Raw genomic sequence first — 24,468 nt, 5'->3', positions numbered from 1 at the left:
AACTGCCTTTTGTAGAGTATTTACTCAATACCTATTGTTTATTCAACCCATTCTGCTAACTTGGTTACAGTGTTACCTTGCACACATATTGTGCAATTGTTTGCGCCAGCGCACAAAAATGGCCATAATAAGTTTATAAATACCCACAATAACAATAATGAACATGGAAGCTTCGATGGAAAACTTAATTAAAACTCCTGTTGAGATGTTGTCTCATTGGGTTGATACACAAGGTGACAAAGTTTACCTTCGCCAACCGATTGATGGTAAATATGTGGATTTCACATGGCGTGAAGTTCAACAAAAAATGCACCAAATTGCAGGTTCGCTACGCCATTTAGGTCTTGAGCGCGGAGACAAAATTGCCGTACTATCTAAAAACTGCGCCGAGTGGTTTATTGTCGATTTAGCGTTAATGTACGGTGGCTACATTAGTGTACCTATTTACCCAACAGCTAATGCTGAAACCATTCGCTATGTTGTTGAACACAGCGGTGTTAAAGCTATTTTCACCGGTAAACTCGATCATTGGGCAGAACAAGAAGCCGCTGTTGGCGGTGATATTCTTCGTTTGGCCATGCCTTATGACACCATGCCTGCGCAATACCATTGGCAGCAACTGTTAAAACTTGGTCAACCGCTTGTTGATGAACCTCTACCAACAGCCGATCAGGTCATGACCCTCATATATACTTCAGGTTCAACCGGTAAACCTAAAGGCGCAATACAAACCTTTACCAGTTATGGTTGGGCGTGTGAAGCAGTGATTCGTGACTTACAAGTTAATACCACTGACCGACTTTTATCCTATTTACCACTAGCACATATTACTGAACGCGTTGCGATTGAAGGTTCGTCATTTTATTCCGGTGCAACTATTTCTTTTGTTGAAGGCCTCGACTCATTTGTTGATGACATTCAACGCTGTCGCCCAACGGTATTTTTCTCGGTCCCGCGTTTATGGACTGTATTCCAATTAAACATTATCAACAAAATTGGCGAGAAAAAACTCAAAACCTTACTCAAGTTACCTATCATTAGCAGTATTGTTAAACGTAAAATTAAGAGCGGTTTAGGACTCGATCAATCACGCTTAAACGGCTCAGGCTCGGCTCCAATCCCACCATCTTTGATTCAATGGTATAACAACATTGGCATTGATATTTGTGAAGCATGGGGTATGACCGAAAACAGTGCTTACTCAATTATCAACTATCCATTCAATGCCAAGAAAATTGGTACTGTTGGTCGTCCCGTTGAAGGCTGTTTAGTGCGCCAAACTGAAGAAGGTGAGTTGTTGGTTAAAAGTCCTGGCTTAATGAGTGGTTATTACTTACAAGATGAAGCCACCGCTGCAGCCTTTACTGAAGATGGTTTTTTCCACACGGGTGATTTGTGTGAAATCGACGAAGACGGTTATATCGATATTACCGGTCGCGTTAAAGACAACTTTAAAACCTCAAAAGGTAAGTATGTTGCACCAGTACCGATTGAACGTAAACTGGCTCAAGATTCGCATGTTGATTTAATTTGTGTTATTGGGTCAGGTTTACCGCACCCAGTGGCTTTGGTACAGCTTTCAGAAGGTTCAAAACTACAACCTCGCGAAGAAGTCAGAACATCATTAAAGGAAACTCTGGATGGTGTTAATCCACATTTAGAATCGCACGAACATGTTGATGCCATTATCGTTGTCAACGACGAATGGACCATTGAGAATGATGTGTTAACCCCAACCTTAAAAATTAAACGTCACGTGCTTGAAAAAGCCTTTAGCGCTAAAGTAGACGGTATTCGCGGTGCCAAAGTGCGTTGGGAAGACGAATTATAACAAGCTATTTTTATTTGGTTTTACGTTCAAAAAAATACACGCTAATTGCGTGTATTTTTTTGACATATTCTGTCAATATACGCGAAATTTAAAAACCGCGCTGCTTGAGTGCGGTATACATCACAAGGCAGATACGGTCATGTTAATTGCGTTATCCATCATTGGTGGTTTTATTATTTTAACCTTTGGCGCAGAAGCTTTAGTCCGCGGGGCAAGTGCAATTGCGCTTCGCTTAGGTATTGCACCACTTATAATAGGCTTAACCATTGTCGCATTTGGTACCAGTGCCCCCGAATTGGCTGTCAGTGTAAAATCTGCACTTGCGGGTAATCCAGGCATTGCTTTAGGTAACGTTGTAGGTTCAAACATTGTTAACATTGGATTGATTTTAGCGGTCACTGCACTAATACGCCCTATCACAGTGCATTCTCAAATGGTCAAACGTGATATTCCAATCATGATTTCCGCTTCAATTTTTGTATGGTTTTTATTGCTTGATGGCGATGTCAGCTTTATTGATGGAGCAATATTATTTAGCTTACTTATTGGCTATCTTGTATTTAGTTATATTAGTTCTAAAAATAATCCAGAAGAAGTAGACATCGACACAAAACCACAAAATCCGCTACTTTCAATTACCCTCATTGCCGTCGGTATCACCATGCTAGTAGGAGGGGGAATTTTGTTTGTTAATGGTGCTGTTGATTTAGCTAAACAATTTGGTATCAGCGAAGTGATTATCGGCTTAACGATTGTCGCGATAGGGACCAGCATGCCTGAGCTTGTGACCTCGGTAATGGCTGCACTTAAAGGTCAAAGTGACATTGCAATTGGTAACGTCGTGGGTTCCAATATTTTCAATGTCCTGGGTATTTTGGGCGCTACAGCGCTAATTCATCCAGTCTCAGCTGAAGGTTTTAATGAAATTGATTTTATTGCCATGATTATCTTTGCCATTATGGTGCTTCCATTCGCGTGGAGTGGATTTCGAATTGGTCGTCGTGAAGGTGCTGTGTTACTCGCAGGTTACCTTGGATATACCAGCTACTTAGTGATGCAAGTGGTTTAATCTATTCATCACACTACCCATTGTTGATAAATAAGACCGAATGTAAATGCGGTCTTATTCACAAAGTACATGACATTTGTCACCCTATTTTGATGACCTTTGTGTCTGATAATTAATCATGTGTTTCTCCATACTAAGCCTATCCCAACAACTTGTTGGGCTAACTTACCCGGAGATAGCCATGAAGACCTTACTATTGATCACCAGCTTAACCTTAGTCAGCCATAGTAGCTTTGCAGATATCAGCGACATTGATGCTGCGGCTAACACCATGAACATTACCGAACTAAGCCAATATAGCGAAAACAGCAACGATTATGAAAAAGCCTATGCTGATTATCGTCTAGCCATCACAGCCAACATCATCGGACAACGTCAACTTGCTGCAGATTCATTAAACAATGCTCAGCAAACTCTCGAAACCATGTTGAACCAACACACTTCAGCTGACTCGCAAGCTTTGTTAGCGGCAGTATATGGTATGCAGATCGCCTTCGATAATACTAAGGGGGCGGAATATGGCATGAAAACAGCTCAGCTATTACAACAAGCCAGTGAGCTGGAGCCCAACAACCCTCGTGTCAATCTTGTTAAAGCCATTAATGCATTTTATACCCCAAGTACATTTGGTGGCGGGTTGGATAAAGCGCAAACATTGGCAAGCCAGGCTATTACTCAGTATGACCTACCCTGTGACACTATTTGCTGGGGACACGCTGAAGCTTACACATGGAGAGGTTTAGCTAAACAAGAACAAGGTGACTTAAGCGGTGCAATGCAAGACTGGCAAGCAGCATTGGATATTGACCCGCAATACGGTTGGGCAAATTTTCTATTAAACCACCAGGCTGTAAAACAATAATGCCGATTGCTTTTTTCTTGAGTTAACGCGCAGTTACTCTATGATTAACTGCGCTGGGAGCTGGGAGGCACAATGACAATTTGTTTATCATCTAATAATGAAAAAAGTTATGAGCAAAAAACCGCTTGGGTTTACCTCATAAACTTAGGCTTTTACTTTATTCCACTATATTTCATGGGTGACCAATGGTTAACAATAACCTTGGCGATCTTGTTACTGATCCCGTTTATCATTGGCTATTTTTGGGCATATAACAACTCAACAGAACAAGCATTTAAGCCTATTCTGCTCATGTTATTTATCGCTATTATCTCTGGATTTTTAACCAGCGGCGCAATTTCATTATTCAGCTTTTGTTGCTTCTTTATTGGCTTTTTTTACTCGCTTCGAACCGCTATATTGAGCTTTATAGGCATTAGCCTTCTACTTCTAGCCATTGATCTTTGGGTCGGTTACCCTGGTTACTTTTTTACATTTTACGGCATGGGGATCTGTTTAGGTGTTGGCGTATTTGGGGTTATTGAACAAAAACGCCAACAAATAAAGCGTCAACAGCAACAGTCTAAAGATGAAGTAACCCACCTTGCCACGGCTCTTGAACGCGAACGTATCGCCCGTGATCTTCATGATGTGATGGGACATCATTTAGCCTCGATAGCATTAAAAGCCGAACTGGCAGACAAACTCATTAGTGCGGGTAAAACCGAACAAGCACAGCAACAAATTAGCCAAGTTAGTCAAATAACACGCGACTGCTTGAGTCAAATCCGTCAAACAGTCAGCGATTATAAACACCAAAGATTAAGCCAAACGTTAAAAACGCTAACGCAAACTTTGCGTGATAAATCCATCGCAGTCACGATAAAGGGTCAATGCCCTAAGCTTAATGAATTAACAGAATCACAACTGTGCCTGATGTTAACTGAGTTAGTAAACAACACCATTAAACATAGCCAAGCTGACCATTGCACTATTTTAACCCAAACAACAACAGACAAGGTGTTGCTTCAATACATGGAGAATCGAGCTGTAAAAGTCCTAACAGAAGGTAACGGACTAAAAGGGATAAAAGAGCGCGCTGCACTATTGAATGGCGATGTGCAATTCCAATTAAGTCCACAGTTTGTCGTCAGCATCACTTTGCCATTAATTGAGTCAACATGAAAATTTTATTAGCAGAAGATCAAGCCATGGTGCGCGGAGCATTAGCTGCATTATTAACATTGGCAGCCGATGACTTAAATGGCATTAGCATCACCGAAGTAGAAGATGGTGATAAAGCCATGACAATGCTGAAATCACAGCATTTTGATTTACTCTTAACCGACATCGAAATGCCTGGAAAATCAGGATTAGAACTAAGCCAATGGCTGCAACAACAAGCCAGTTCGACTAAAGTGATTATTCTCACCACCTTCGGTCGAGCTGGCTATATCAAACGAGCATTAGAATACGGTGTCGGTGGTTTTTTATTAAAAGATGCGCCTTCAGATGACCTCATCAACGCCATAAAGTTAGTGATGGCGGGCAAACGGATTATCGATCCTGAGCTGGCCTTTAATGCCATTGGTGAAATTGATCCACTCAATGACAAAGAGCGACGGGCATTGCGACTGGCCAGTGAAGGTTTATCTACGGCAGACATTGCCAACCAACTATTTATTGCAGAAGGCACGGTGCGAAACTATTTATCAGAAGCAATTAACAAACTCAATGCCAGCAACCGAATCGATGCGGCCAGAATCGCTAAACAAAAGGGTTGGTTGTAATTGATTGCTGAATATTGCCTTGTATTCAAAGTCTGCTAAGATACCTTAAACATCTGTATATAATTACAGTGATTTGAGATTGATAGCTTGAAATCACTATGATTTTTACATCTTTGATAATCTATTTGGGTGAACACAATTTGCTACGACTGGATCTTGTTCCGATCACCGACCTTAAAGGCGTTGCTAAAAAGGTTGCGGAAAAACTGGCTAAGTTAGGTATTAAAACCGTACAAGATGTACTGTTTCATTTACCGCTGCGTTATGAAGACCGTACACAAATACATCCTATTGCCGCACTACCTCCTGGCAGTTATGGCACTATCGAAGCAGAAATTCAGTCGACTCAAATCATGCAGGGGCGGCGGCGCATGTTAGTGTGCAATGTCCGCGATCACAGCGGAATGATGAGCCTGCGATTTTTTAATTTCTCTATGGCACAACGTAACGCCATGGAAAATGGCGCCAGCATTCGGGCGTACGGTGAAATACGCCGTGGCAATCATCATAAAGAAATTGTTCATCCGGAATATCAAATTATTCATCCTGGTGAATCAATTACATTAAGCGACACATTAACCCCCATTTATCCGACAACTGAAGGGGTAAAACAAGCCAGTTGGATAAAATTGACAGCGCAAGCCTTGGCGATGTTAGACCAAGGTGGATTACCCGAGTTACTGCCCAGTGCATTACAACCAAACAATATTAGCCTGCATGATGCGCTGCATATTTTGCACCGTCCCCATAGTTCGGTGTCACCCTTTGAATTAGAACAAGGTCAGCATCCAGCACAGCAAAGATTAATCCAAGAAGAATTACTGGCTCATAATCTGAGCATGTTGCAACTACGCCAGCGCAGTAATCAAGATGCCGCAGTTTCAATGCCTGCTACAGGGCAATTGTTAACCCCATTTTTAGCACAACTGCCTTTTAAGCCAACAGGAGCACAACAACGAGTTGTAGCCGAAATCAGCCAAGATATTCAGCATCCAACGCCCATGATGCGTTTAGTTCAAGGTGATGTAGGTTCTGGGAAAACTTTGGTGGCGGCACTTGCTGCGTTACAAGCAATTGAAAACGGATACCAAGTGGCCATGATGGCACCGACTGAATTATTGGCTGAACAACATGCTGCTAACTTTGCAGCTTGGTTTGAACCACTTGGGCTAAAAGTCGGCTGGTTGGCAGGTAAACTTAAAGGCAAAGCGCGAGTTCAATCACTCGAAGATATCGCTTCTGGCGCTGCTCAAATGGTCATCGGTACTCATGCAATTTTTCAACAGGCAGTGGTATTTAATAAGCTGGCGTTAATTATTATTGATGAGCAACATCGTTTTGGTGTTCATCAACGCTTAGGGTTACGAGAAAAAGGCGTTAACCAAGGCTTTCATCCACACCAGTTAATTATGACTGCCACACCCATTCCACGAACTTTAGCCATGACAGCTTATGCAGATTTAGACACTTCAATTATTGACGAGCTTCCTCCAGGACGTACACCGGTCACAACCGTTGCTATTGCTGATAGCCGTCGTGAACAAGTGATTGAACGAGTGAAACAAGCTGCACTGCATGATAACCGTCAAGCTTATTGGGTATGTACGTTAATTGAAGAATCTGAGCTTCTTGAATGCCAAGCTGCAGAAGATACAGCAGCTGAACTCACTATTGCACTACCAGAACTAAAAATAGGCTTGATTCATGGCCGAATGAAAAGTGCTGAAAAACAGGCGATTATGGCGCAATTTAAATCAGGTGAATTGAACTTATTGGTTGCCACAACCGTCATAGAAGTGGGCGTTGATGTCCCAAACGCAAGTTTAATGATTATTGAAAACCCTGAACGATTAGGCCTTGCTCAATTACATCAGTTAAGAGGTCGAGTCGGCCGAGGTGCTGTCGCCAGCCATTGTGTATTACTTTATAAAGCGCCACTGTCACAAACCGCCACTAAACGCTTAGGGGTGCTGCGAAACAGTAACGATGGTTTTGTTATTGCACAAAAAGACTTAGAAATAAGAGGGCCAGGTGAAGTTCTGGGCACCAAACAAACCGGTTTGGCTGATCTTAAAATTGCAGATCTTATACGTGATCAACATTTAATTGCACCAACACAAAAATTGGCATCCCACGTTAACCAGCAAGTGCCTCAAAACGTAGATGCTATCATTCAACGCTGGATAGGTGATAGACAACAATATGTCCAAGCATAATACTGTTTATAATATATTATTCATTATCAGCAGTTATCACTAGACAAGTCTGCTGAATATTGCAAAATGGTATACCAATCGTATTCGTTATCTGATCATGCTGCGGAAATTAAAATTACTGTAATCAAAGCGAAGGTTTGAAAGCATAGCCATTTTACGTTTAAAGGCTTCAACGCAGAGTCAAGTAATTTGAAACCCGTTCTTCTGAAGCGTTTCAAGCATTCAAGTACTGCGTTGCATTAACTTAAAAGGGAACAACCATTCCTACATTAATACGCCTTGAATTGAAAAGCTTGTGATACTCAGAACTGTTCAGATAACTGTTGTGATTGGTATCATGCAGAATTTTTCGACTCCACCTAGATATTTATATCGATTAGCAATAACACCAAGGAATTGAAATGCAAGTTAATGAAGAAGACCGAATTACCCCACAAGCCTCTGAAAAGCCAGGGTCTAACATGCTGTTAATCGCTATTGCGGTTATTGCGCTATTAGGTGCAAGCAGTTATTTTTATTTTACCAGTGATGACACTGAAGAATTTGAACCACTCGTTATCACTCCCGTTGAACTACCAGAATCAGTGCCAGAGACACCAATAGAACAAACACCTATTGAAGAACCTCAAAATATTGCTACTACTACTGATGATGTAGTTCCTATTGGAGAGCCAGAAACGACTGCCATGGTTGAACCACTACCGGCCTTAAGTGATTCTGATGATTTTGTTGAAGCAAAAACCTTAGCAATTGCCAATGGTATGAAAATCGCACCGATGATTTTGAAAAAAGACATCGCACGCCAATTTGTCGTATTCGTCGACAACTTAGCCCAAGGCGATTTAGTGCGTAAAGCTAGCCCGTTAAAAGGCCCTGATACTCAATTCTCCGTGAGTGAAATAACCAACAAAACTTATCTTAATCCAGATGGTTATCATCGATATGACGTGTATGCGAATTTTATCGCAGACTTAAGCGAAAAAGATTTATTATCGACTTACACTGAATTAAAACCGTTATTTTCCGAAGCATTTACTGAACTTGGTTACAATGATGTTGATTTTGATAAGCGCATGCAACAGGCTTTTAGCATGATTATTAACGCACCCATAATTGAAGATCCTATTGAGCTATCATCTATCAGTGTTAACTATAAATATGTTAACCCTAACCTTGAAGCATTACCCAATGCGCAAAAACTGTTGATTCGTATGGGACCAGAAAACACTCGTAAGATCAAAGCAGCGATAAAGAAGTTACAAAAAAGCTTTCCAAATAAATAAGCTTGTATAGCAAACAACATTGTTATTTTATTTAACTACCAGCTATCAGCGCGACGATTATCGTCGCGCTTTTTATTTAAAAACCATTTTTGTTCATTTAACCCCCAACTATAAGCCTTTTTCGTCTACATGACTTCTTATCAGTATTAACTTAGGTGTACAATTAGTAAGGTTAACGAATTTTAATCATTAACATAATGATTGTTAACTCTTAGATAAGGATAGCTAGGCAGTTATAGAGGGAATGTAGTGCATTTAGTATTTGATCTTCTATCATGGGGCGCATGGTCACCTGACTTTCAAACAGCTGAAAGTTGGCAGCAATGGCAGCAGCCTAATAGCAACCTGTCGCCTAAGCCTGACTCACCAGCATTAAAGCACATTCCTGCTATGCAACGTCGTCGTTTTAGTCGTTTAACTAAAATGATGCTCACTGCCGCACATCAATGCCAACCAGATAACCATTGCCGGAGTATTTTTTCATCTCGTCACGGTGAACTCACTAGAACCTTAGGGATACTTAAGGACATAGCCCAGCAACAAGCTTTATCGCCAACGGCTTTTAGTCAGTCAGTGCACAATACGGCCAGCGGTATTTTTGGTATTGTAAATAATAATACTGCAGCTTCAACATCGGTGGCTGCAGGAGAACAAACTCTTATTCAAGCACTTGTTGAAGCCTATGCTCAATTAGCACAATCACCACAACCGGTATTAGTTGTGTTTGGTGACGATCCGGTTCCACCGGTATACAGTGAATTTACTCACGAAGTCGAACTCCCTCTAGCATTGGGTTTATACCTTGCACCGCTCAATAACGTCAGCGATCAAGTAGACAAGCAGACCACTGAAACCGAATACCAACAAATTAACCATCAAAAGACGACCCTTAGCATATCTGATCATCCACTCAATCTCAGTCACCTCGACAACCAACAGAATCAAAAAAGCCATAATGGCCAAAATGGCCAAAATGACATCAGCTTGAGCGAATTGATCCACCATATTGCCAACAAAACAAATATCCAAGGTAAATTGTGCCATTGGTATTGGTCACTCGAACATCATGACTAATCAACAACAAACAGCACAACCAGCTGATGCTATTGAGCAAAAAAATGCCACATCCCCAAAACTCAGCGGATTACGTTATGTTCCCCGCTGGATTGGTGGTGTACTTTGTTATATTGCTTTTGGTTTAGGTGGTCTGTTAAGTTCATTGACTATTTTACCAATATTACGATTTTGGCCCGGTAAAAAAACGGTACGAGTAGCACGGGTACAAAAAGCAGTAAGCAGGATGTTTAGAGCTTTTGTCGCCATGCTTAGTTTTGCTGGAGTTATTGCTGTCAGCACCAAGAATATTGAAGCACTACAGCAAACGAAGGGACAAATTATCATCGCCAATCACCCAACGCTGGTGGATGTTGTGGTATTAATTAGCCTTATGCCTAATGCGGGTTGTATTGTAAAACAAGGCTTATGGCGTAACCCGTTTATTCGCGGTGTGCTTGCCAGCGCAGGTTATATCCCTAATCGTGGCGCCGATTGGTTACTACATGACTGTCGACAAGTATTGCATACCGATACTAATTTAATTATTTTCCCCGAGGGTACCAGAACATTAACGGGTAATGTCGTTAATTCTTTTGCTCGTGGTGCCGCCAATATAGCACTACGCACCCAAACTGATATTTTACCTGTAGTATTGCGTACCGATGTTGCCGGATTAACCAAACAACAACCTTGGTACCAAATTCCACGGCAAACCATAAATATGTCAGTAGAAATTGGCACAAGCATGTCATACCTATTGTATGATGCTCAACAAGGTAATGAAGCCAAAATGGCTCGACAGCTGACGCGCGATTTGCAGCAGCACTATCTTGATACACTTAAACAGCCTATCAAATCATATTGATAGCCATACTTATAAGAAAGACAAATAATGAACTTACACAATCAAATTAAACAACTGATCATTGATTGCTTAGATCTAGAAGATGTTACAGTCGATGATATCGAAACTGATGCGGCCTTATTTGGCGATGGTCTGGGTTTAGATTCAATCGATGCGCTTGAATTAGGCTTGGCGATAAAGAAAGAGTTTGATGTCAAAATTGAAGCCAATTCTGATGCGACTAAAGCACACTTTTTCAGTGTTGCTAGCTTAGCTAGCTTTATTGAATCTCAACGTGTTTAGGAGCCAGCATGCAAAATCGTGAACAAATCCTTGAGATGCTTAGTGGTATTTTAGTTGAAGAGTTTGAAATAGAAGCGACAGATATCACTCTAGAAGCTTCTTTGTATGAAGATCTAGATTTAGACAGTATTGATGCGGTAGATTTGGTGATTAAATTGCAACAGCTGACGGGTAAAAAAATTCAGCCAGAAGCATTTAAAACCGTACGTTCAGTGAGCGATGTCGTTAATGCTATTGAAGGCTTAATTAAAAGCTAATGCGGTTAACTCTGCAGATTATTACGACCTTAGTGATTATTGCTTACCCTATAGCGGTATATTTTGGCTTGCAGTATTTACCACCAGGCACCATCGCTTTGCTGCTATGTTTGTTATTATTGATTAGGTTTGTGGTCACAAAGCAGCAAGTAAAATCCATGACACTGCCAATACTGGTGGGCATAGGGTTAACGGCGGCCAGTTTCATTACTCAACGTAACGACTGGTTACTGTTCTATCCGGTGGTGATAAACTTGAGCATGTTGGGATTATTCGGTTATTCACTGATTAATGGCCCAAGTATGATTGAGCGCTTAGCGCGCTTAAAAGAGCCTGATTTACCAGACTCAGCAATACCCTACTTACAAACCATCACTAAACTTTGGTGTGGATTATTTATTGTAAATGGTGGTGTGGCAACCTATACCGCCATAGCAACAAGCATTGAAATATGGACGCTTTACAACGGATTGATAGCTTATCTGCTTATGGGTATGCTGCTCAGTAGTGAATGGATTTATCGTCGCTTTTGGTTGAAAAAACATGAATAAACTTTTACTCAATTGGTTATCAACAGGCCCTGCCTCGCAGCAACTAATCAGCTTTGACCATCATGACATCATGACGGGATCGTTGTTTTGTGCGCAAGTGGCCCACATACATGCTCAGCTGATTCAAAGTGACGCTCAGCGTTGGTTGCTTGCTGCCAAGCACAGTGACTTATTTGCCGCAGGTTTATGCGCTGCCTTGTTAGCTGGTAAGCAAGTGATATTACCTGCCAACACCCAAGATGGCACTTTGAGTCAGCTCAACCATGAATTTGATGCCATTATTGCCGACGCTCCCTTATGTGAAGTGCGTGAGTATATTGAGCTAAAAAAAGAATTAAGTTTACCCGCAGCAATTTGGCCCAAAACCAAGTCATTAGGTGAATTAGTACTATTCACCTCTGGCAGTAGCGGTCAACCCAAGGCAATCAAAAAAACACTGCAACAATTAGATGCCGAAGTCAGTATTCTTGAACAAACATTTGCTGAACATTTGCCTCACTGTTCAGTGGTATCGACAGTTTCACATCAACATATCTATGGTTTATTGTTTAAAATTCTGTGGCCTTTAGCCGCGAGCCGAGCATTCTTAAGTGAACAAATCGACTTTCCCGAAACCTTAAGCTACTACTTGGCCATCATGCCTAATTTATGTTTAATCAGTAGTCCCGCTCAATTGACCCGCTTGCCTGATGCTCTAGAAAATCAAAAACAACAACGTATCCCAAGCTTAATTTTCAGCTCTGGTGGTCCGTTAAATTTTGATGCGGCCCAAGCAGTTAAACAATGCTTTAATCAATTACCCATTGAAATATTTGGCAGCACTGAAACCGGCGGTATTGGATATCGACGCCAACAGCAACCCATGCAACCATGGCAAGCATTTACCCAAGTTAATGTTGATATGGATCCCCAAGATGGTGCTCTGATGCTGCAGTCTGTTTATTTAGACAATTCAACTCAATGGTTAAAATGTGATGACAAAATTGAACTGTTAACTGATGGCCAGTTCCGCTTATTGCATCGCCTTGATCGCATTGTCAAAATTGAAGAAAAACGCTTGTCGTTAGCGCAAGTGGAGCATTTACTGCAAACTCATCCTTTTGTCAGCGAAGCGGCCGTCACGGTTTTAGAACAACCGCGCACTATGCTAGGTGCTGCAGTCTGTTTAAGTGAATTAGGCCAGAAAACACTCAAAGCTGAAGGAAAATTAGCGGTTAATAATGCCTTAAAAAATCATTTATTAAGTCAGTTTGAACGTATTACCCTACCACGACGCTGGCGTTATCCTGCACACTTGCCACTCAATAGTCAGGGCAAGCGCACCCAATCAGAAATTGTAGCCTTATTCAGTCATGATTAAGTCAGAATTACCGCATATTGTTAGCCATGAAGGCGATAATAATCTCTACCAATGGCGTTTATTTGTCAGTGCAGATTTGGCCTTCTTTGATGGCCATTTCCCTCAGCAACCGGTGTTACCTGGTGTCACCCAATTGGATTGGGCGGTCAAACTTGGCTGTGAGGCATTTGGTTATTCAGCCCAAGTTGCCACATTAGAAGTGCTTAAGTTTCAGCAACTCATTTTGCCAAACACCTATGTTGATTTGGTTATAGAACATCAGCCCCAAAAAGCAAAAATGATTTTTAGTTATCGTGATCAAGATAAACGGTTTGCCTCTGGCCGCATTGCGCTTAAGCCTGCTGTAGTCACTACTGCGCCGACCGTCAATGAGACCGCCTCATGAAGCTAGCCTTAGTGATCCCCAATTACAATCATCATATTGCCATTGAACAAACCTTAACTGACTTGGCAAAATTTAATCTGCCATGTTATTTGGTTGATGATGGTAGCCAAGATGAAACCCGTTATATTTTGCAAGCCATGGCGGAAAAGTTTACTTGGGTAACGCTCATTAACCATCCTTTTAATCGCGGTAAAGGTGCGGCTGTGATCAGCGGGCTGCGTCAGGCTTACCGTGATGGTTTTAGCCATGTATTACAGGTTGATGCTGATGGACAACATAATTTAGACGATATCCCGTTAATGATATCAACTGCAGAACAACAGCCTCAGGCATTAATATCTGGCCAACCCATTTATGATGACTCTGTGCCTAAAGGGCGTTTATACGGGCGTTACATCACCCATTTTTGGGTATGGGTTGAAACCTTAAGTCTCGACATTCAAGATTCTATGTGTGGTTTTCGGGTTTATCCATTAGAGGCTACTGAGCAGTTATTAAGCCAGCAAGCATTGGGTGAACGGATGGACTTTGATATTGAAATCATGGTCAAACTGCACTGGCAAGGAACTCCAGTGGTTCATGTGCCGACCAAAGTAATCTACCCTGATGACGGTATTAGTCACTTCCAAGGCTTGCAAGATAATGTGCGCATTAGCTGGATGCACACTAAATTATTTTTTGGTATGTTGACTCGTTTGCCACAAATTCTGAATAAAAACAGTCCGCATCAACATTGGTCATCAATGGGAGAGCGTGGCAGTTATTGGGGCATAAAGTTACTAGCAGAAAGCTATCGATTAGGCGGCCACTGGCTTTGCCGAGCCATTATGTATCCGGTGATTGGTTACTTTTTTCTAACTGGTGCTTCCGCTCGTCAAGCGTCGATGAATTTTCTAGCCCGAGTGCAGCAACAAGTTCCTGAGCATCCAGATTTACATCAACCCACCCATTGGCGCGACAGCTTAAATCACTTTATTGCTTTTGGTAATGCTGCTCTAGATAGAATTGATGCTTGGTGCGACCGTATCAAACTCAATCAAGTCGATTTTAACGATCGTCATATTCTGGCAAACCAAGTGGCTTCTGGTCGAGGAGCCGTGCTGATTGTGTCGCATTTAGGTAATTTAGAGTTATGCCGTGCGATTTCAATCCACCAGCAGAAAGTGAAAGTCAACGTTATGGTGTTGACTCAACACGCCGAAAACTTTAACAAAGTATTACAACAGTTGAACCCACAAAGTAGCCTTAACCTTATTCATATCAATGAGCTTGATCCCAGCACCGCCATGCTGTTACAGCAAAAAATTGATATGGGCGAAATAGTGGTTATTGCAGCAGACCGTACCTCATCAAATAGCCAAGGTAGGGTAGTTTATCTACCCTTTCTCGGTCATGATGCTCCGTTTCCACAAGGACCATTTATTCTTGCTAGCTTGTTAAATTGTCCGGTTTACACCATGTTCTGCATTCGCCAACAAGGCCGCTATAAAGTACATGTCGAACACTTAAGCGATAGTTTAAAAGGTCCGCGAGCAGGGCGCATTGAACGCTTAACTGATGCAATGAAATTGTACAGTCAGCGCTTAGAGTATTTTGCCAAACAGGCACCATTGCAGTGGTTTAATTTTTACGATTTTTGGCATAAAGACGAATTGATTGATCGTCCGCTTTCACTCCCCGCTACTGCTTTTAATACAGGTACAGCACTTAATACCGGAAGAGCACTTAATACAGGTGCTGCGTCAAACACAAATATGGCACCCACTAACAACACCACTTCAACTAGTCAGGATAACTAATTCAATGAGCAACACTTCTTCATCGCCATCATCTGCCGAAAACATTGTGCATTTAGGCCAGAGCTACCTGAGTCTTGAACAAGTGGTCGCTGTCGCCAAGGGCGCAACGGTCAAGCTAGCAGACTCTTCTGACTATGTTGAATATATTCAAAAAGGCGCCCGTTTCATCGACAGTTTGCTGCATGAAGAAGGCGTGGTATATGGCGTCACCACAGGTTACGGTGACTCTTGTACCGTCAATGTCAGCTTAGAGTTAGTCCATGAATTACCGCTGCATTTAACCCGTTTTCATGGTTGTGGTTTAGGTGATGTATTTAGCCCAATGCAAGCCCGCGCGATTATGGCTTGCCGCTTAAACTCATTGGCGGTGGGTAAGTCAGGTGTCAGCTATCTGCTGCTACAGCGCATTGAATGGCTACTCAATAATGATATTACCCCTGTTATTCCTCAAGAAGGTTCGGTTGGCGCCAGCGGCGATTTAACCCCTCTATCTTATCTTGCAGCTGTATTAGTTGGCGAACGTGAGGTGATATACCAAGGTAAACGCCAAGCGACCAAAGATGTTTATCTGAAATTCGGCATGATGCCATTAACACTGCGTCCTAAAGAAGGCCTTGCGTTAATGAATGGTACCGCGGTGATGACCGCACTGGCCTGTTTAGCCTATGACAGATCGCAGTACTTAACTCGCTTATCAAGCCGTATTACAGCCATGGCATCGTTAACCCTTAAAGGTAATGCAAACCATTTTGATGAAATTTTGTTTGCCGCCAAACCTCACCCAGGACAAAACCAGATTGCCAGTTGGATCCGTGAAGACCTAAACCATCATGCGCATCCACGTAATTCTGACCGTTTACAAGACCGCTATTCTATACGCTGTGCACCGCACATCATTGGCGTACTGCAAGATGCTTTGCCCTTTATGCGTCAGTTTATTGAAACCGAACTCAATAGTGCGAACGACAATCCGATTGTCGATGCCGAAGGTGAACATATCCTCCATGGCGGTCACTTTTATGGCGGCCACATTGCCTTTGCCATGGATGCGATGAAAAATGCGGTGGCCAATATCGCCGACTTAATTGATCGTCAAATGGCCTTAGTCATGGACCCTAAATTTAACAATGGTTTACCGGCTAATTTATCTGCCGCAGAAGGCCAACGTCGCGCCATTAACCATGGCTTTAAAGCGGTACAAATCGGTGTTTCGGCTTGGACTGCAGAAGCATTAAAAAACACCATGCCTGCCAGTGTGTTTTCTCGCTCAACAGAATGTCACAATCAAGACAAAGTGAGCATGGGCACCATTGCCGCCCGCGATTGCATGCGGATTTTACAACTGACAGAACAAGTCGCTGCCGCCGCATTATTGGCCATGAGCCAAGGCATTCAACTACGCGTTATACAAAAAGAGTTAGACCCCAATTCACTAACACCATCACTTGCCAATACTTTGGCCCAAGTCAGTGAAAATTTTGAACTGCTTACCGAAGACCGTCCATTAGAAGCCGTGCTGCGCCAAACCGTAGAAAAAATTCAACTGGGCCTGTGGGAGGTATGTTAAATGAAAGGTTTATTACTCACAGAAATGGAAATGGTGATCCCGTTTCACGATGTCGACTCAATGGGCATTACTTGGCACGGTAATTACTTACGCTACTTTGAGGTTGTGCGTTGCCAATTACTGGATAAGCTCGGTTACAACTATCGCACTATGCTCGAATCTGGCTACGCTTGGCCAATTGTAGATGTGCAAATTAAGTACGTTAAAAGCAGCACCTTTGACCAAAAAATCAAGGTTATCGCTGCCATTGTTGAATGGGAAAACCGTTTACGCATTAACTATCAAATTGTTGATGCCGACACCAACGCACGCATCACCAAGGGCTATACCATTCAAGCTGCAGTTGAGATTGCTACCCAAGAATTATGCTTTGTTACCCCAGAGATATTTCAGCAAAAAATTCACCCATTACTCGATGCGAGCCAAGTGTAATGAGTGCCCGCAGCAGAGTATTTGTGAGCCTATTTACTAGCATATTTATTAGTGTATTGGCGCGAGTAAGCAGCATCATTATGCTTTGTTGTCTGTGTATTGCAGCCTCCTCGGCTAACGAACATCCACCAGCAGGCAATAATGAACCTCTTACTCAAGCGCAATTGGCAGATATTCAGGCGTTGTATACTCAACCAGCCAGCACAGAAGCCCTCAGCGCGCTGGCGCAGCAACTTAATCTACAACTAGATACTCGTGGTCAATTTGTTCAACTACGCCATTTACAGGTGCTTAAAAAGCCCTTACTCAGTCAAGGACAGTTTATATTTAGTCCAACCCAAGGATTGGTATGGCAGCAGCAACGTCCTTTCAAAACCTTGATGGTGCTTAAAGATCAGCAGTTAATCCAACAAAACAGCCAAGGCAAAATTCAACACTTTAGCGCTGAGGCTAATGGCAACCCGATTGCACAGCAATTACCGCGTTTATTACAAGCCATTATGGCGGGCGATATTGATGCCTTAAGTGCCGGTTTCAACTTATTTATGCCTGCAACTCAATCCGTAATTCAGCCCGTAATTCAGCCTGCAACTAAGCCTGAAAATAGGTCATGGCAACTGGGCTTACAAGCTAAAGACCCACAAGTGCAATCGTCTATGGGTAACATTACCCTCAGCGGCGATACCCTTATACGTTCATTAATCATGACCAGTAACCAAGCGGATATTAGCGACTATACTCAAATTCAATTTACCCTGACCCAACAAGGGCCGCTGAGTGAAACTGAGCTGGCACTTTTTAGTCTTGGCAATGAGTCCGCTAAATAATGAAGCCCATATCGCTAACCACGTTGTTATCTCCCATTGGGCGTTTTGTCTTATGGGTAGTATTGTTACTGACAATGTTAGCCTCGGGCTTAATACAATGGCAACAGGGCGCGCATATTCAAACTGATATTTTGGCGATGTTGCCGCATTTACAACAAGACAAACTCACTGAAACAGCATTAAAAAGAGTTGAGCAGCAACTCGCTAACCAAGTGTATATTGCAGTAATAGCCGATAACGACAACCAAGCTATCAGTGCCACACAGCAACTGATGAACTCATTGGATAAACAGCCACAACAGCCCTTTATTCACATTCGTAGCGGCGCGGATGATCATCTGCAAGACTTGGCTAAAGTGTATTTCGAACATCGCTTTACCCTACTCACCGCCGAGCAAGCTAAAGATATTGAAACAGATAATTGGCGCCAACTGCTTAACGCGGCCCAAAATCAACTTTATAGCGCATTTGGTTTTGCCAACAGCCAGCTGCTCAGCAATGATCCGTTACTGATGTTTCCAGCCAACTTACTGGCGTTATCACCTAATAATGCGCTACGTATCCAACAAGGCATTTTACTGACCAATACCACCGAGGGTGTGGCTGCAATAGTCATGGCCAAAGGCAGAGATAGTGCTTTTAGCCCGACCGCTCAGCAACAGCAAATACAAGCATTAGAGTCTGCGTTTAGCCAAGTGACGCAACACTACCCAGATGTCAGTTTCCTTAAAGCTGGTGCACTTTTTCATGCGATTGCCGCCACCGAATCTGCCAAACAAGAAATCAGCCGAATTGGCTTAATTTCCATGTTGGGGATCATCTTATTAGTCTGGTTGGCCTTTCGGTCAATTATGCCGTTATTTGCCGCACTACTGACGTTAACGACTGGTGTGGTATTTGCGTTTGTCGCCACCTTAAGTATTTTCGGTGAGTTGCACTTACTGACACTAGTGTTTGGTACCAGCTTAATTGGTGTCGCCATTGATTACAGCTTTCACTTTTATTGCGAAAAACAAGCTCATCCCAATAACAACGCAACAGACACCTTAAAGCAGATTTTTCCGGCGCTCACTCTCGCCCTAGCTACTAGTGCCAGTGCCTTTATCGCCATTGGCTTTACGCCATTCCCGGGAATGCAGCAAGTGGCAGTATTTTGTGCTGCTGGGTTAGTTGGTGCATACCTAACGTTGTTATTGGTGTTTCCATTACTGGGTAACCATGCGCTTAAACCGACGCCTGGATTAACCCTTGCCCAAGGTTATTTGGCGCTATTACAACGTATTTTTACCCCAAATCAATTGTGGCAAAAAATAGCTATAGCGGCTTTGCTCATTGGTTTGGCAACAATATTGTTTTTCGGTTTGTCACAAACGGATTCTAACGATGATATTCGTCAGCTACAGCAAAGCCCTGAAGCCATCACCACCGAAGAGAATCAGCTACGGCAACTGCTCAGCGGCGGCACCGACAACCAATTTATTTTAGTCAGCGGTCCCAATGAACAAACTTTATTGCAAACGTTAGAGCAATTGACACCAGTACTGGATAAAGCAGTCACTGATGGTGAGTTAGACCAAGCAATCAGTCTCAGCCGCTTTATACCCAGCATTGCCAAACAACAACAACACTATCAGTTACAGCAGCAGCTTTATGAGCAACATTTAGACGAGATTATCAGTGAAATGGGCCTCGATGACAATATAAGCACTAGTCTGATGGCGCAACTTAATCACGCCGAATCACAATGGTTAACCCCAACCATGGTACTAGCCCAAGCCAATGATGATTTACAAACCTTATGGATTGGCGCGATTCAGACAACCGATCAAACCCAGCTATTTGGCGCCATAGTGTTACTCGGTGGCATACATTCGTTAGCCACTCTTGAGCAACGACTGACTGAACATAAATGGCCTTTGGGCCAAGTTCAGTTAATCGATAAAGTCGGCGATATATCCCATTTAATGGGCAAGTATCGCCAACTAACATTGCAACTATTAATGTGGGTATTTGCCCTAGCCAGCTTACTGTTTAGTATTAAATATGGTATTAAGTTGGCATTCGCTATCGTCGCAGTCCCCGCTTTATCAGTACTGCTCACGCTAGCCTGTTTAGCCCTTGTCGGTTCAAGCATCAGTTTGTTTCACGCCTTAGCGCTTATTTTAGTGTTAGGCATTGGTATCGATTACAGCCTATTTTTTGCCGAGGCCAAGCAAACCAGTCGCGGAGTCATGATGGCAATCTTTATGTCAGCCTGTTCAACACTATTAGCTTTTGGTTTACTGGCACTGAGTCAAACCCATGCCATTCACTTTTTTGGTTTAACGCTTCTTTTTGGGATCAGTTTTTCATTTTTACTGGCACCGTTTATTTCATTTATTACTAGGAAAACACTGTAAATGCCAAGCAGTCATTCACATACAGTCAGCAACATGGACGTTGACGTTGCCATCATTGGTGCAGGCCCTTCTGGTGCCATTGCCGCAAGTCTTTTACGCCAACAAGGTCATCAGGTTGTTGTTATTGAAAAACAGCATTTTCCACGTTTTTCCATTGGCGAAAGCCTACTGCCTTGTTGTATGCAGTTTCTCGAACAAGCAGGCATGCTAGACGCCGTTAAGCAGGCTGGATTTCAATTTAAAAATGGCGCAGCATTTCAACACCAAGGACGCTACACCACCTTTGACTTTACCGATAAATTTACCCCAGGCCCTGGGGCTACGTTTCAAGTTCAACGGGCAGATTTTGATAAACTCCTAGCCGACACAGCTATCAGTCAAGGGGTTGAGATCCGTTTTGGTCATCAAGTTGATGCGATTGATTTGACTCATAATCCTCGCTTAACGGTAACGAATGACCGAGGTGCACAATATCAAGTGAATGCTAAATTTGTGCTCGATGCTAGTGGTTTTGGCCGAGTATTACCGCGATTACTGAACTTAGAGCAGCCATCAAATTTACCGCCACGAAGCGCCATTTTCACCCATATTGAAGACAACATTAGCGATCCCCATTTTGATCGTAATAAGATCTTAATCAGTGTTCATCCTCAACATAAGGATATCTGGTACTGGTTAATCCCTTTTAGCAATAACCGTTGCTCAATTGGCGTGGTAGCCGAGCCGCATTTACTCGAGCATTTATCCGGGAGCCTTGAACAACAATTGTTAGCGGTAATTAATGAAGAGCCAGAGCTAAAGAAGTTACTGAGTAATGCCAATATTGTTCAACCTTGTGCGACACTCAAAGGTTATTCGGCCAATGTCACCACCTTAGCAACCAATAAGTTTGCTTTACTGGGTAATGCTGGCGAGTTCCTTGACCCAGTATTTTCATCAGGGGTGACAATTGCAATGCAGTCAGCATCAATGGCTGTCGCCTGTTTACATAAACAATTGTATGGTCAAACAGTCGATTGGGATAACGAATACTCTGCACCATTAATGCAAGGGGTTAACACCTTTAGAACCTATGTCCAAGCTTGGTATGACGGACGCTTTCAAGATGTCATTTTCTATCAACAAGCTGACAACAAGATTAAACAAATGATTTGCTCAATTTTAGCGGGCTACGCTTGGGACATGAGTAACCCGTTTGTAAAAGAGTCCGAAAGACGCCTCAATACCATTGTTGAATTATGTCAGGAGCCAGAAACCGATGTTGCTTAATCGGCTGTGGCATTCTGCAGAGATAATGTTGCCTCGCCTTGTTGCGCTGTTACTGTTAAGCCTATTAAGTGCTTGTAGTCAGCAAATCGAGCGGCAAACTTGTGTCCCACTCGCCAGTGAAGCACAATATTGCTTAAGCTCGGCCTCTGCGGTGTTAGCTACGTCACCGCAGCAAGACATCAGCTTAAGCCAAATGGTCAGCTTTACCCATGGACAAGAAAATCATGAGTTATTAACCCAGCTGGAGCTTAATTCACAACAGATGACATTAGTGGGATTAGCGCCACTTGGACAAGCATTGTTCACGTTAGTATATGATGGGCAGACCCTGCAAAGTCAGCAAAGTCTGTTATTAGGTGAGCAATTTAAAGCAGAGTATTTAATGGCCATAATGCAGTTAATTTACTGGCCAACGGAGCAAGTTAATCAACATTTAACCGGCGGTGAATTAGTCACTATGGCATGTGATATCCCGTTATGTAAGCAACTTAATAATGCAAGTGGTGCGTTAATAACGATAACCTATAGCGATATCGACCCGTGGTTAGCGCAAGTGAATGTAGACATCAACGCCGGCGATATTCATATACAAATAAACCCTATTAATTAACTAATTGATTAACCGATTGATAAACAAGTGCACCAGCATAACCCAATAAACCGAGATAAATAGGCAATCAAACTAAACATGAAGAGTCGCATTGCAATAACTCACATCGGATTGTGTACACCTCTGGGCAACTCGCCTGAAGAGGTACTGCCGCGCCTCATCAATGGTGATATTAGTGCCATGCAGTGGCGCGATAATTTATTGTTCGATGCACCAACATTAGTCGGTTGCGTCGATGATAAAAGATTAATAGAGATAGCCGATCATCTCAGTTTATTCGCTTGCCGTAATAATCGTTTATTAAACACTGCCGCCCAGCAACTTGCTCCGGCAATAGAACAAGCTAAACAGCGTTTTGGAGCGGATCGCATCGGGGTGGTATTAGGCACCAGTACCTCAGGCATTTCCAAAGGCGAAGCAGCGATAAAATATCAGCTTGAACATGGCTATTTTCCTCCGAGTTACCATTACTCACAGCAGGAACTCGGTAGCACCAGTGACTATTTAAAACAGTTATTTGAACTATCAGGCCCTTGTTATACCGTGTCTACAGCGTGTTCATCGAGTGCAAAAGTGTTTGCCAGTGCCCAGAGATTACTCAATGCGAATATGTGCGATATGGTAATTGTGGGTGGTGTAGACAGTTTGTGTCAATTAACCGTTAATGGTTTTGCCGCATTAGAATCAGTATCCAAAGGCCATTGTAATCCGTTTAGTCTCCACCGTGATGGCATTAATATTGGTGAAGGGGCAGCCTTATTTACCTTAGAACGTGGCCAAAGTGACGTTATGCTTGCAGGTATAGGCGAGTCTGCCGATGCACATCATATTTCAGCGCCACACCCGCAAGGATTAGGCGCTATTGCCGCCATGCAACAAGCCCTAGCAGAAGCCAACATTACTGCAGAACAAATCGATTACCTCAACCTTCACGGCACCGCTACCCCTAAAAATGATGCCATGGAATCGCGTGCTGTCGCTGCAGTGTTTAGCCATTCACTGCCAGCTTGCAGCTCAACCAAACCGCTTACCGGCCATACTTTAGGTGCTGCCGGCGCGATTGAAGCTGCCTTTTGCTATTTATTATTAAGCCCACTTAACCATGACAAGCGTTTGCCGCCGCACATCTGGGATGGGCAGCAAGATGCTAATGACCCTAATATCGCTCTCGTTAGCGCCAACAATAATACTGGCCTTAATCAGCTCAATTTTATTATGAGTAATTCATTTGCCTTTGGCGGCAGTAATGCCAGCCTGATTTTTTGTCGAAAGGATGCCTAGTTTCATGTCAATAGCCACTGCAACGCCGGCGATGTTAGCGCAAGATATAAGTACGTTTATTCCACATCGGGCGCCAATGATCTTAATTGATAATATCTTAGAGCATCGCCCAGACTGCTTAATTACCGCAACCCATATTAGCCCTAATAATGCCTATTTCGACGCTCAACTCAATGGCGTGCCAAATTACGTTGGCATCGAGTATATGGCCCAAAGTATTGCTGCATTAGCGGGTGTTGAAGCCTTATTACGCAATGAGGGTATCCGAGTCGGTTTTTTACTCGGCACCCGCAAACTGCAAATGCATATCGACACATTTACCTTAGGTGAGTCTTATCGCACCCAGGTCACTCGGTTATACCAGGAAGAGTCTGGATTAGCGGTATTTGATTGCCAAATTTATCATCACGAAATATTAGTGGCGGCAGCCAATGTCAACGTGTTCCAACCACAAGACACCCAAGCCTATATCAATGAAAGCCAAGCCGACGGCTAAGC

23 protein-coding genes are annotated in these 24,468 nt (G+C 42.8%); all 23 read left to right on the top strand.

The genetic code is table 11. The features are described from left to right. Positions 1 to 175: 175 nt before the first annotated feature. The 23 genes from FH971_RS01635 to FH971_RS01525 all read left to right on the top strand — a co-directional run bounded on the left by FH971_RS01635 (position 176) and on the right by FH971_RS01525 (position 24,466). Complete coding sequence (locus tag FH971_RS01635) at positions 176 to 1,831, top strand: AMP-binding protein (RefSeq protein ID WP_140233115.1); 1,656 nt, start codon at positions 176 to 178, stop codon at positions 1,829 to 1,831. 139 nt (positions 1,832 to 1,970) lie between these two features. Further along, a complete protein-coding gene (locus FH971_RS01630; protein WP_140233114.1) occupies positions 1,971 to 2,900 on the top strand; it encodes a calcium/sodium antiporter in 930 nt (309 codons plus the stop codon). Positions 2,901 to 3,081: 181 nt separating this feature from the next. Beyond that, on the top strand, positions 3,082 to 3,762 hold the full coding sequence (locus FH971_RS01625) for a tetratricopeptide repeat protein (protein WP_140233113.1): 681 nt from the start codon (positions 3,082 to 3,084) through the stop codon (positions 3,760 to 3,762). 72 nt (positions 3,763 to 3,834) lie between these two features. Then, on the top strand, positions 3,835 to 4,926 hold the full coding sequence (locus FH971_RS01620; protein WP_140233112.1) for a histidine kinase: 1,092 nt from the start codon (positions 3,835 to 3,837) through the stop codon (positions 4,924 to 4,926). Then, a complete protein-coding gene (locus tag FH971_RS01615) occupies positions 4,923 to 5,531 on the top strand; it encodes a response regulator transcription factor (protein ID WP_140233111.1) in 609 nt (202 codons plus the stop codon). The genes FH971_RS01620 and FH971_RS01615 overlap by 4 nt, the downstream gene beginning before the upstream one ends. Positions 5,532 to 5,671: 140 nt before the next feature. After that, on the top strand, positions 5,672 to 7,747 hold the full coding sequence (recG, locus tag FH971_RS01610) for an ATP-dependent DNA helicase RecG (RefSeq protein WP_140233110.1): 2,076 nt from the start codon (positions 5,672 to 5,674) through the stop codon (positions 7,745 to 7,747). Between the two features lie 401 nt (positions 7,748 to 8,148). Next, complete coding sequence (locus FH971_RS01605) at positions 8,149 to 9,030, top strand: DUF3014 domain-containing protein (protein ID WP_140233109.1); 882 nt, start codon at positions 8,149 to 8,151, stop codon at positions 9,028 to 9,030. A 249-nt stretch (positions 9,031 to 9,279) separates the two neighbouring features. After that, positions 9,280 to 10,104: a beta-ketoacyl synthase chain length factor gene (locus FH971_RS01600; protein ID WP_140233108.1), complete on the top strand. Its 825-nt coding sequence runs from the start codon at positions 9,280 to 9,282 to the stop codon at positions 10,102 to 10,104. Beyond that, the gene (locus tag FH971_RS01595; RefSeq protein ID WP_240778425.1) at positions 10,097 to 10,951 is read left to right on the top strand and encodes a lysophospholipid acyltransferase family protein; all 855 of its coding nucleotides are present in this window, start codon (positions 10,097 to 10,099) and stop codon (positions 10,949 to 10,951) included. Before FH971_RS01600 ends, FH971_RS01595 begins: the two co-directional genes overlap by 8 nt. A gap of 27 nt (positions 10,952 to 10,978) precedes the next feature. Then, the gene (locus tag FH971_RS01590; protein ID WP_011635842.1) at positions 10,979 to 11,233 is read left to right on the top strand and encodes a phosphopantetheine-binding protein; all 255 of its coding nucleotides are present in this window, start codon (positions 10,979 to 10,981) and stop codon (positions 11,231 to 11,233) included. An 8-nt stretch (positions 11,234 to 11,241) separates the two neighbouring features. After that, the gene (locus FH971_RS01585) at positions 11,242 to 11,490 is read left to right on the top strand and encodes an acyl carrier protein (RefSeq protein WP_137223573.1); all 249 of its coding nucleotides are present in this window, start codon (positions 11,242 to 11,244) and stop codon (positions 11,488 to 11,490) included. Further along, complete coding sequence (locus FH971_RS01580) at positions 11,490 to 12,041, top strand: COG4648 family protein (RefSeq protein ID WP_140233107.1); 552 nt, start codon at positions 11,490 to 11,492, stop codon at positions 12,039 to 12,041. Before FH971_RS01585 ends, FH971_RS01580 begins: the two co-directional genes overlap by 1 nt. Beyond that, positions 12,034 to 13,401, top strand: coding sequence for an AMP-binding protein (locus FH971_RS01575; protein WP_140233106.1), 1,368 nt, complete (start codon positions 12,034 to 12,036; stop codon positions 13,399 to 13,401). Before FH971_RS01580 ends, FH971_RS01575 begins: the two co-directional genes overlap by 8 nt. Continuing rightward, positions 13,394 to 13,786: an ApeI family dehydratase gene (locus tag FH971_RS01570; protein WP_137223579.1), complete on the top strand. Its 393-nt coding sequence runs from the start codon at positions 13,394 to 13,396 to the stop codon at positions 13,784 to 13,786. The genes FH971_RS01575 and FH971_RS01570 overlap by 8 nt, the downstream gene beginning before the upstream one ends. Next, positions 13,783 to 15,585, top strand: a complete 1,803-nt coding sequence (locus FH971_RS01565; protein ID WP_140233105.1) for a glycosyltransferase family 2 protein — start codon at positions 13,783 to 13,785, stop codon at positions 15,583 to 15,585. The genes FH971_RS01570 and FH971_RS01565 overlap by 4 nt, the downstream gene beginning before the upstream one ends. 4 nt (positions 15,586 to 15,589) lie before the next feature. Beyond that, on the top strand, positions 15,590 to 17,152 hold the full coding sequence (locus tag FH971_RS01560) for an HAL/PAL/TAL family ammonia-lyase (RefSeq protein WP_140233104.1): 1,563 nt from the start codon (positions 15,590 to 15,592) through the stop codon (positions 17,150 to 17,152). Beyond that, positions 17,153 to 17,584 (top strand): acyl-CoA thioesterase, encoded by a 432-nt coding sequence (locus tag FH971_RS01555; protein WP_140233103.1) that lies wholly within the window; start codon positions 17,153 to 17,155, stop codon positions 17,582 to 17,584. Between the two features lie 23 nt (positions 17,585 to 17,607). Next, complete coding sequence (locus tag FH971_RS01550) at positions 17,608 to 18,411, top strand: outer membrane lipoprotein carrier protein LolA (protein WP_167495970.1); 804 nt, start codon at positions 17,608 to 17,610, stop codon at positions 18,409 to 18,411. Next, entirely contained in the window at positions 18,411 to 20,810 is a 2,400-nt protein-coding gene (locus FH971_RS01545) for an MMPL family transporter (RefSeq protein ID WP_140233101.1), read from the top strand. Before FH971_RS01550 ends, FH971_RS01545 begins: the two co-directional genes overlap by 1 nt. Further along, positions 20,811 to 22,079 carry an NAD(P)/FAD-dependent oxidoreductase gene (locus FH971_RS01540; RefSeq protein WP_140233100.1) on the top strand — a complete coding sequence of 423 codons (1,269 nt, stop codon included), beginning with the start codon at positions 20,811 to 20,813 and terminating at the stop codon, positions 22,077 to 22,079. Next, entirely contained in the window at positions 22,069 to 22,689 is a 621-nt protein-coding gene (locus FH971_RS01535) for a DUF3261 domain-containing protein (RefSeq protein ID WP_140233099.1), read from the top strand. Before FH971_RS01540 ends, FH971_RS01535 begins: the two co-directional genes overlap by 11 nt. 78 nt (positions 22,690 to 22,767) lie before the next feature. Continuing rightward, positions 22,768 to 23,970, top strand: a complete 1,203-nt coding sequence (locus tag FH971_RS01530; protein WP_140233098.1) for a beta-ketoacyl-[acyl-carrier-protein] synthase family protein — start codon at positions 22,768 to 22,770, stop codon at positions 23,968 to 23,970. A gap of 4 nt (positions 23,971 to 23,974) precedes the next feature. Then, complete coding sequence (locus FH971_RS01525; RefSeq protein ID WP_140233097.1) at positions 23,975 to 24,466, top strand: hotdog family protein; 492 nt, start codon at positions 23,975 to 23,977, stop codon at positions 24,464 to 24,466. Positions 24,467 to 24,468 lie beyond the last annotated feature (2 nt).

Source organism: Shewanella polaris (genome assembly GCF_006385555.1).
GTDB classification, from domain to species: Bacteria; Pseudomonadota; Gammaproteobacteria; order Enterobacterales; family Shewanellaceae; genus Shewanella; species Shewanella polaris.
This window is presented reverse-complemented; position numbering and strand designations above follow the sequence as displayed.

Bases quoted from the DNA above. Each gene is read 5' to 3' on its own strand.
- FH971_RS01565 (WP_140233105.1), top strand. From the start codon at position 13,783: ATGAAGCTAGCCTTAGTGATCCCCAATTACAATCATCATATTGCCATT.
- FH971_RS01570 (WP_137223579.1), top strand. From the start codon at position 13,394: ATGATTAAGTCAGAATTACCGCATATTGTTAGCCATGAAGGCGATAAT.
- FH971_RS01595 (WP_240778425.1), top strand. From the start codon at position 10,097: ATGACTAATCAACAACAAACAGCACAACCAGCTGATGCTATTGAGCAA.
- FH971_RS01590 (WP_011635842.1), top strand. From the start codon at position 10,979: ATGAACTTACACAATCAAATTAAACAACTGATCATTGATTGCTTAGAT.
- FH971_RS01575 (WP_140233106.1), top strand. From the start codon at position 12,034: ATGAATAAACTTTTACTCAATTGGTTATCAACAGGCCCTGCCTCGCAG.
- FH971_RS01580 (WP_140233107.1), top strand. From the start codon at position 11,490: ATGCGGTTAACTCTGCAGATTATTACGACCTTAGTGATTATTGCTTAC.
- FH971_RS01625 (WP_140233113.1), top strand. From the start codon at position 3,082: ATGAAGACCTTACTATTGATCACCAGCTTAACCTTAGTCAGCCATAGT.
- FH971_RS01585 (WP_137223573.1), top strand. From the start codon at position 11,242: ATGCAAAATCGTGAACAAATCCTTGAGATGCTTAGTGGTATTTTAGTT.
- FH971_RS01540 (WP_140233100.1), top strand. From the start codon at position 20,811: ATGCCAAGCAGTCATTCACATACAGTCAGCAACATGGACGTTGACGTT.
- FH971_RS01555 (WP_140233103.1), top strand. From the start codon at position 17,153: ATGAAAGGTTTATTACTCACAGAAATGGAAATGGTGATCCCGTTTCAC.
- FH971_RS01530 (WP_140233098.1), top strand. From the start codon at position 22,768: ATGAAGAGTCGCATTGCAATAACTCACATCGGATTGTGTACACCTCTG.
- FH971_RS01620 (WP_140233112.1), top strand. From the start codon at position 3,835: ATGACAATTTGTTTATCATCTAATAATGAAAAAAGTTATGAGCAAAAA.
- FH971_RS01605 (WP_140233109.1), top strand. From the start codon at position 8,149: ATGCAAGTTAATGAAGAAGACCGAATTACCCCACAAGCCTCTGAAAAG.
- FH971_RS01560 (WP_140233104.1), top strand. From the start codon at position 15,590: ATGAGCAACACTTCTTCATCGCCATCATCTGCCGAAAACATTGTGCAT.
- FH971_RS01635 (WP_140233115.1), top strand. From the start codon at position 176: ATGGAAAACTTAATTAAAACTCCTGTTGAGATGTTGTCTCATTGGGTT.
- FH971_RS01545 (WP_140233101.1), top strand. From the start codon at position 18,411: ATGAAGCCCATATCGCTAACCACGTTGTTATCTCCCATTGGGCGTTTT.
- FH971_RS01630 (WP_140233114.1), top strand. From the start codon at position 1,971: ATGTTAATTGCGTTATCCATCATTGGTGGTTTTATTATTTTAACCTTT.
- FH971_RS01525 (WP_140233097.1), top strand. From the start codon at position 23,975: ATGTCAATAGCCACTGCAACGCCGGCGATGTTAGCGCAAGATATAAGT.
- FH971_RS01535 (WP_140233099.1), top strand. From the start codon at position 22,069: ATGTTGCTTAATCGGCTGTGGCATTCTGCAGAGATAATGTTGCCTCGC.
- FH971_RS01615 (WP_140233111.1), top strand. From the start codon at position 4,923: ATGAAAATTTTATTAGCAGAAGATCAAGCCATGGTGCGCGGAGCATTA.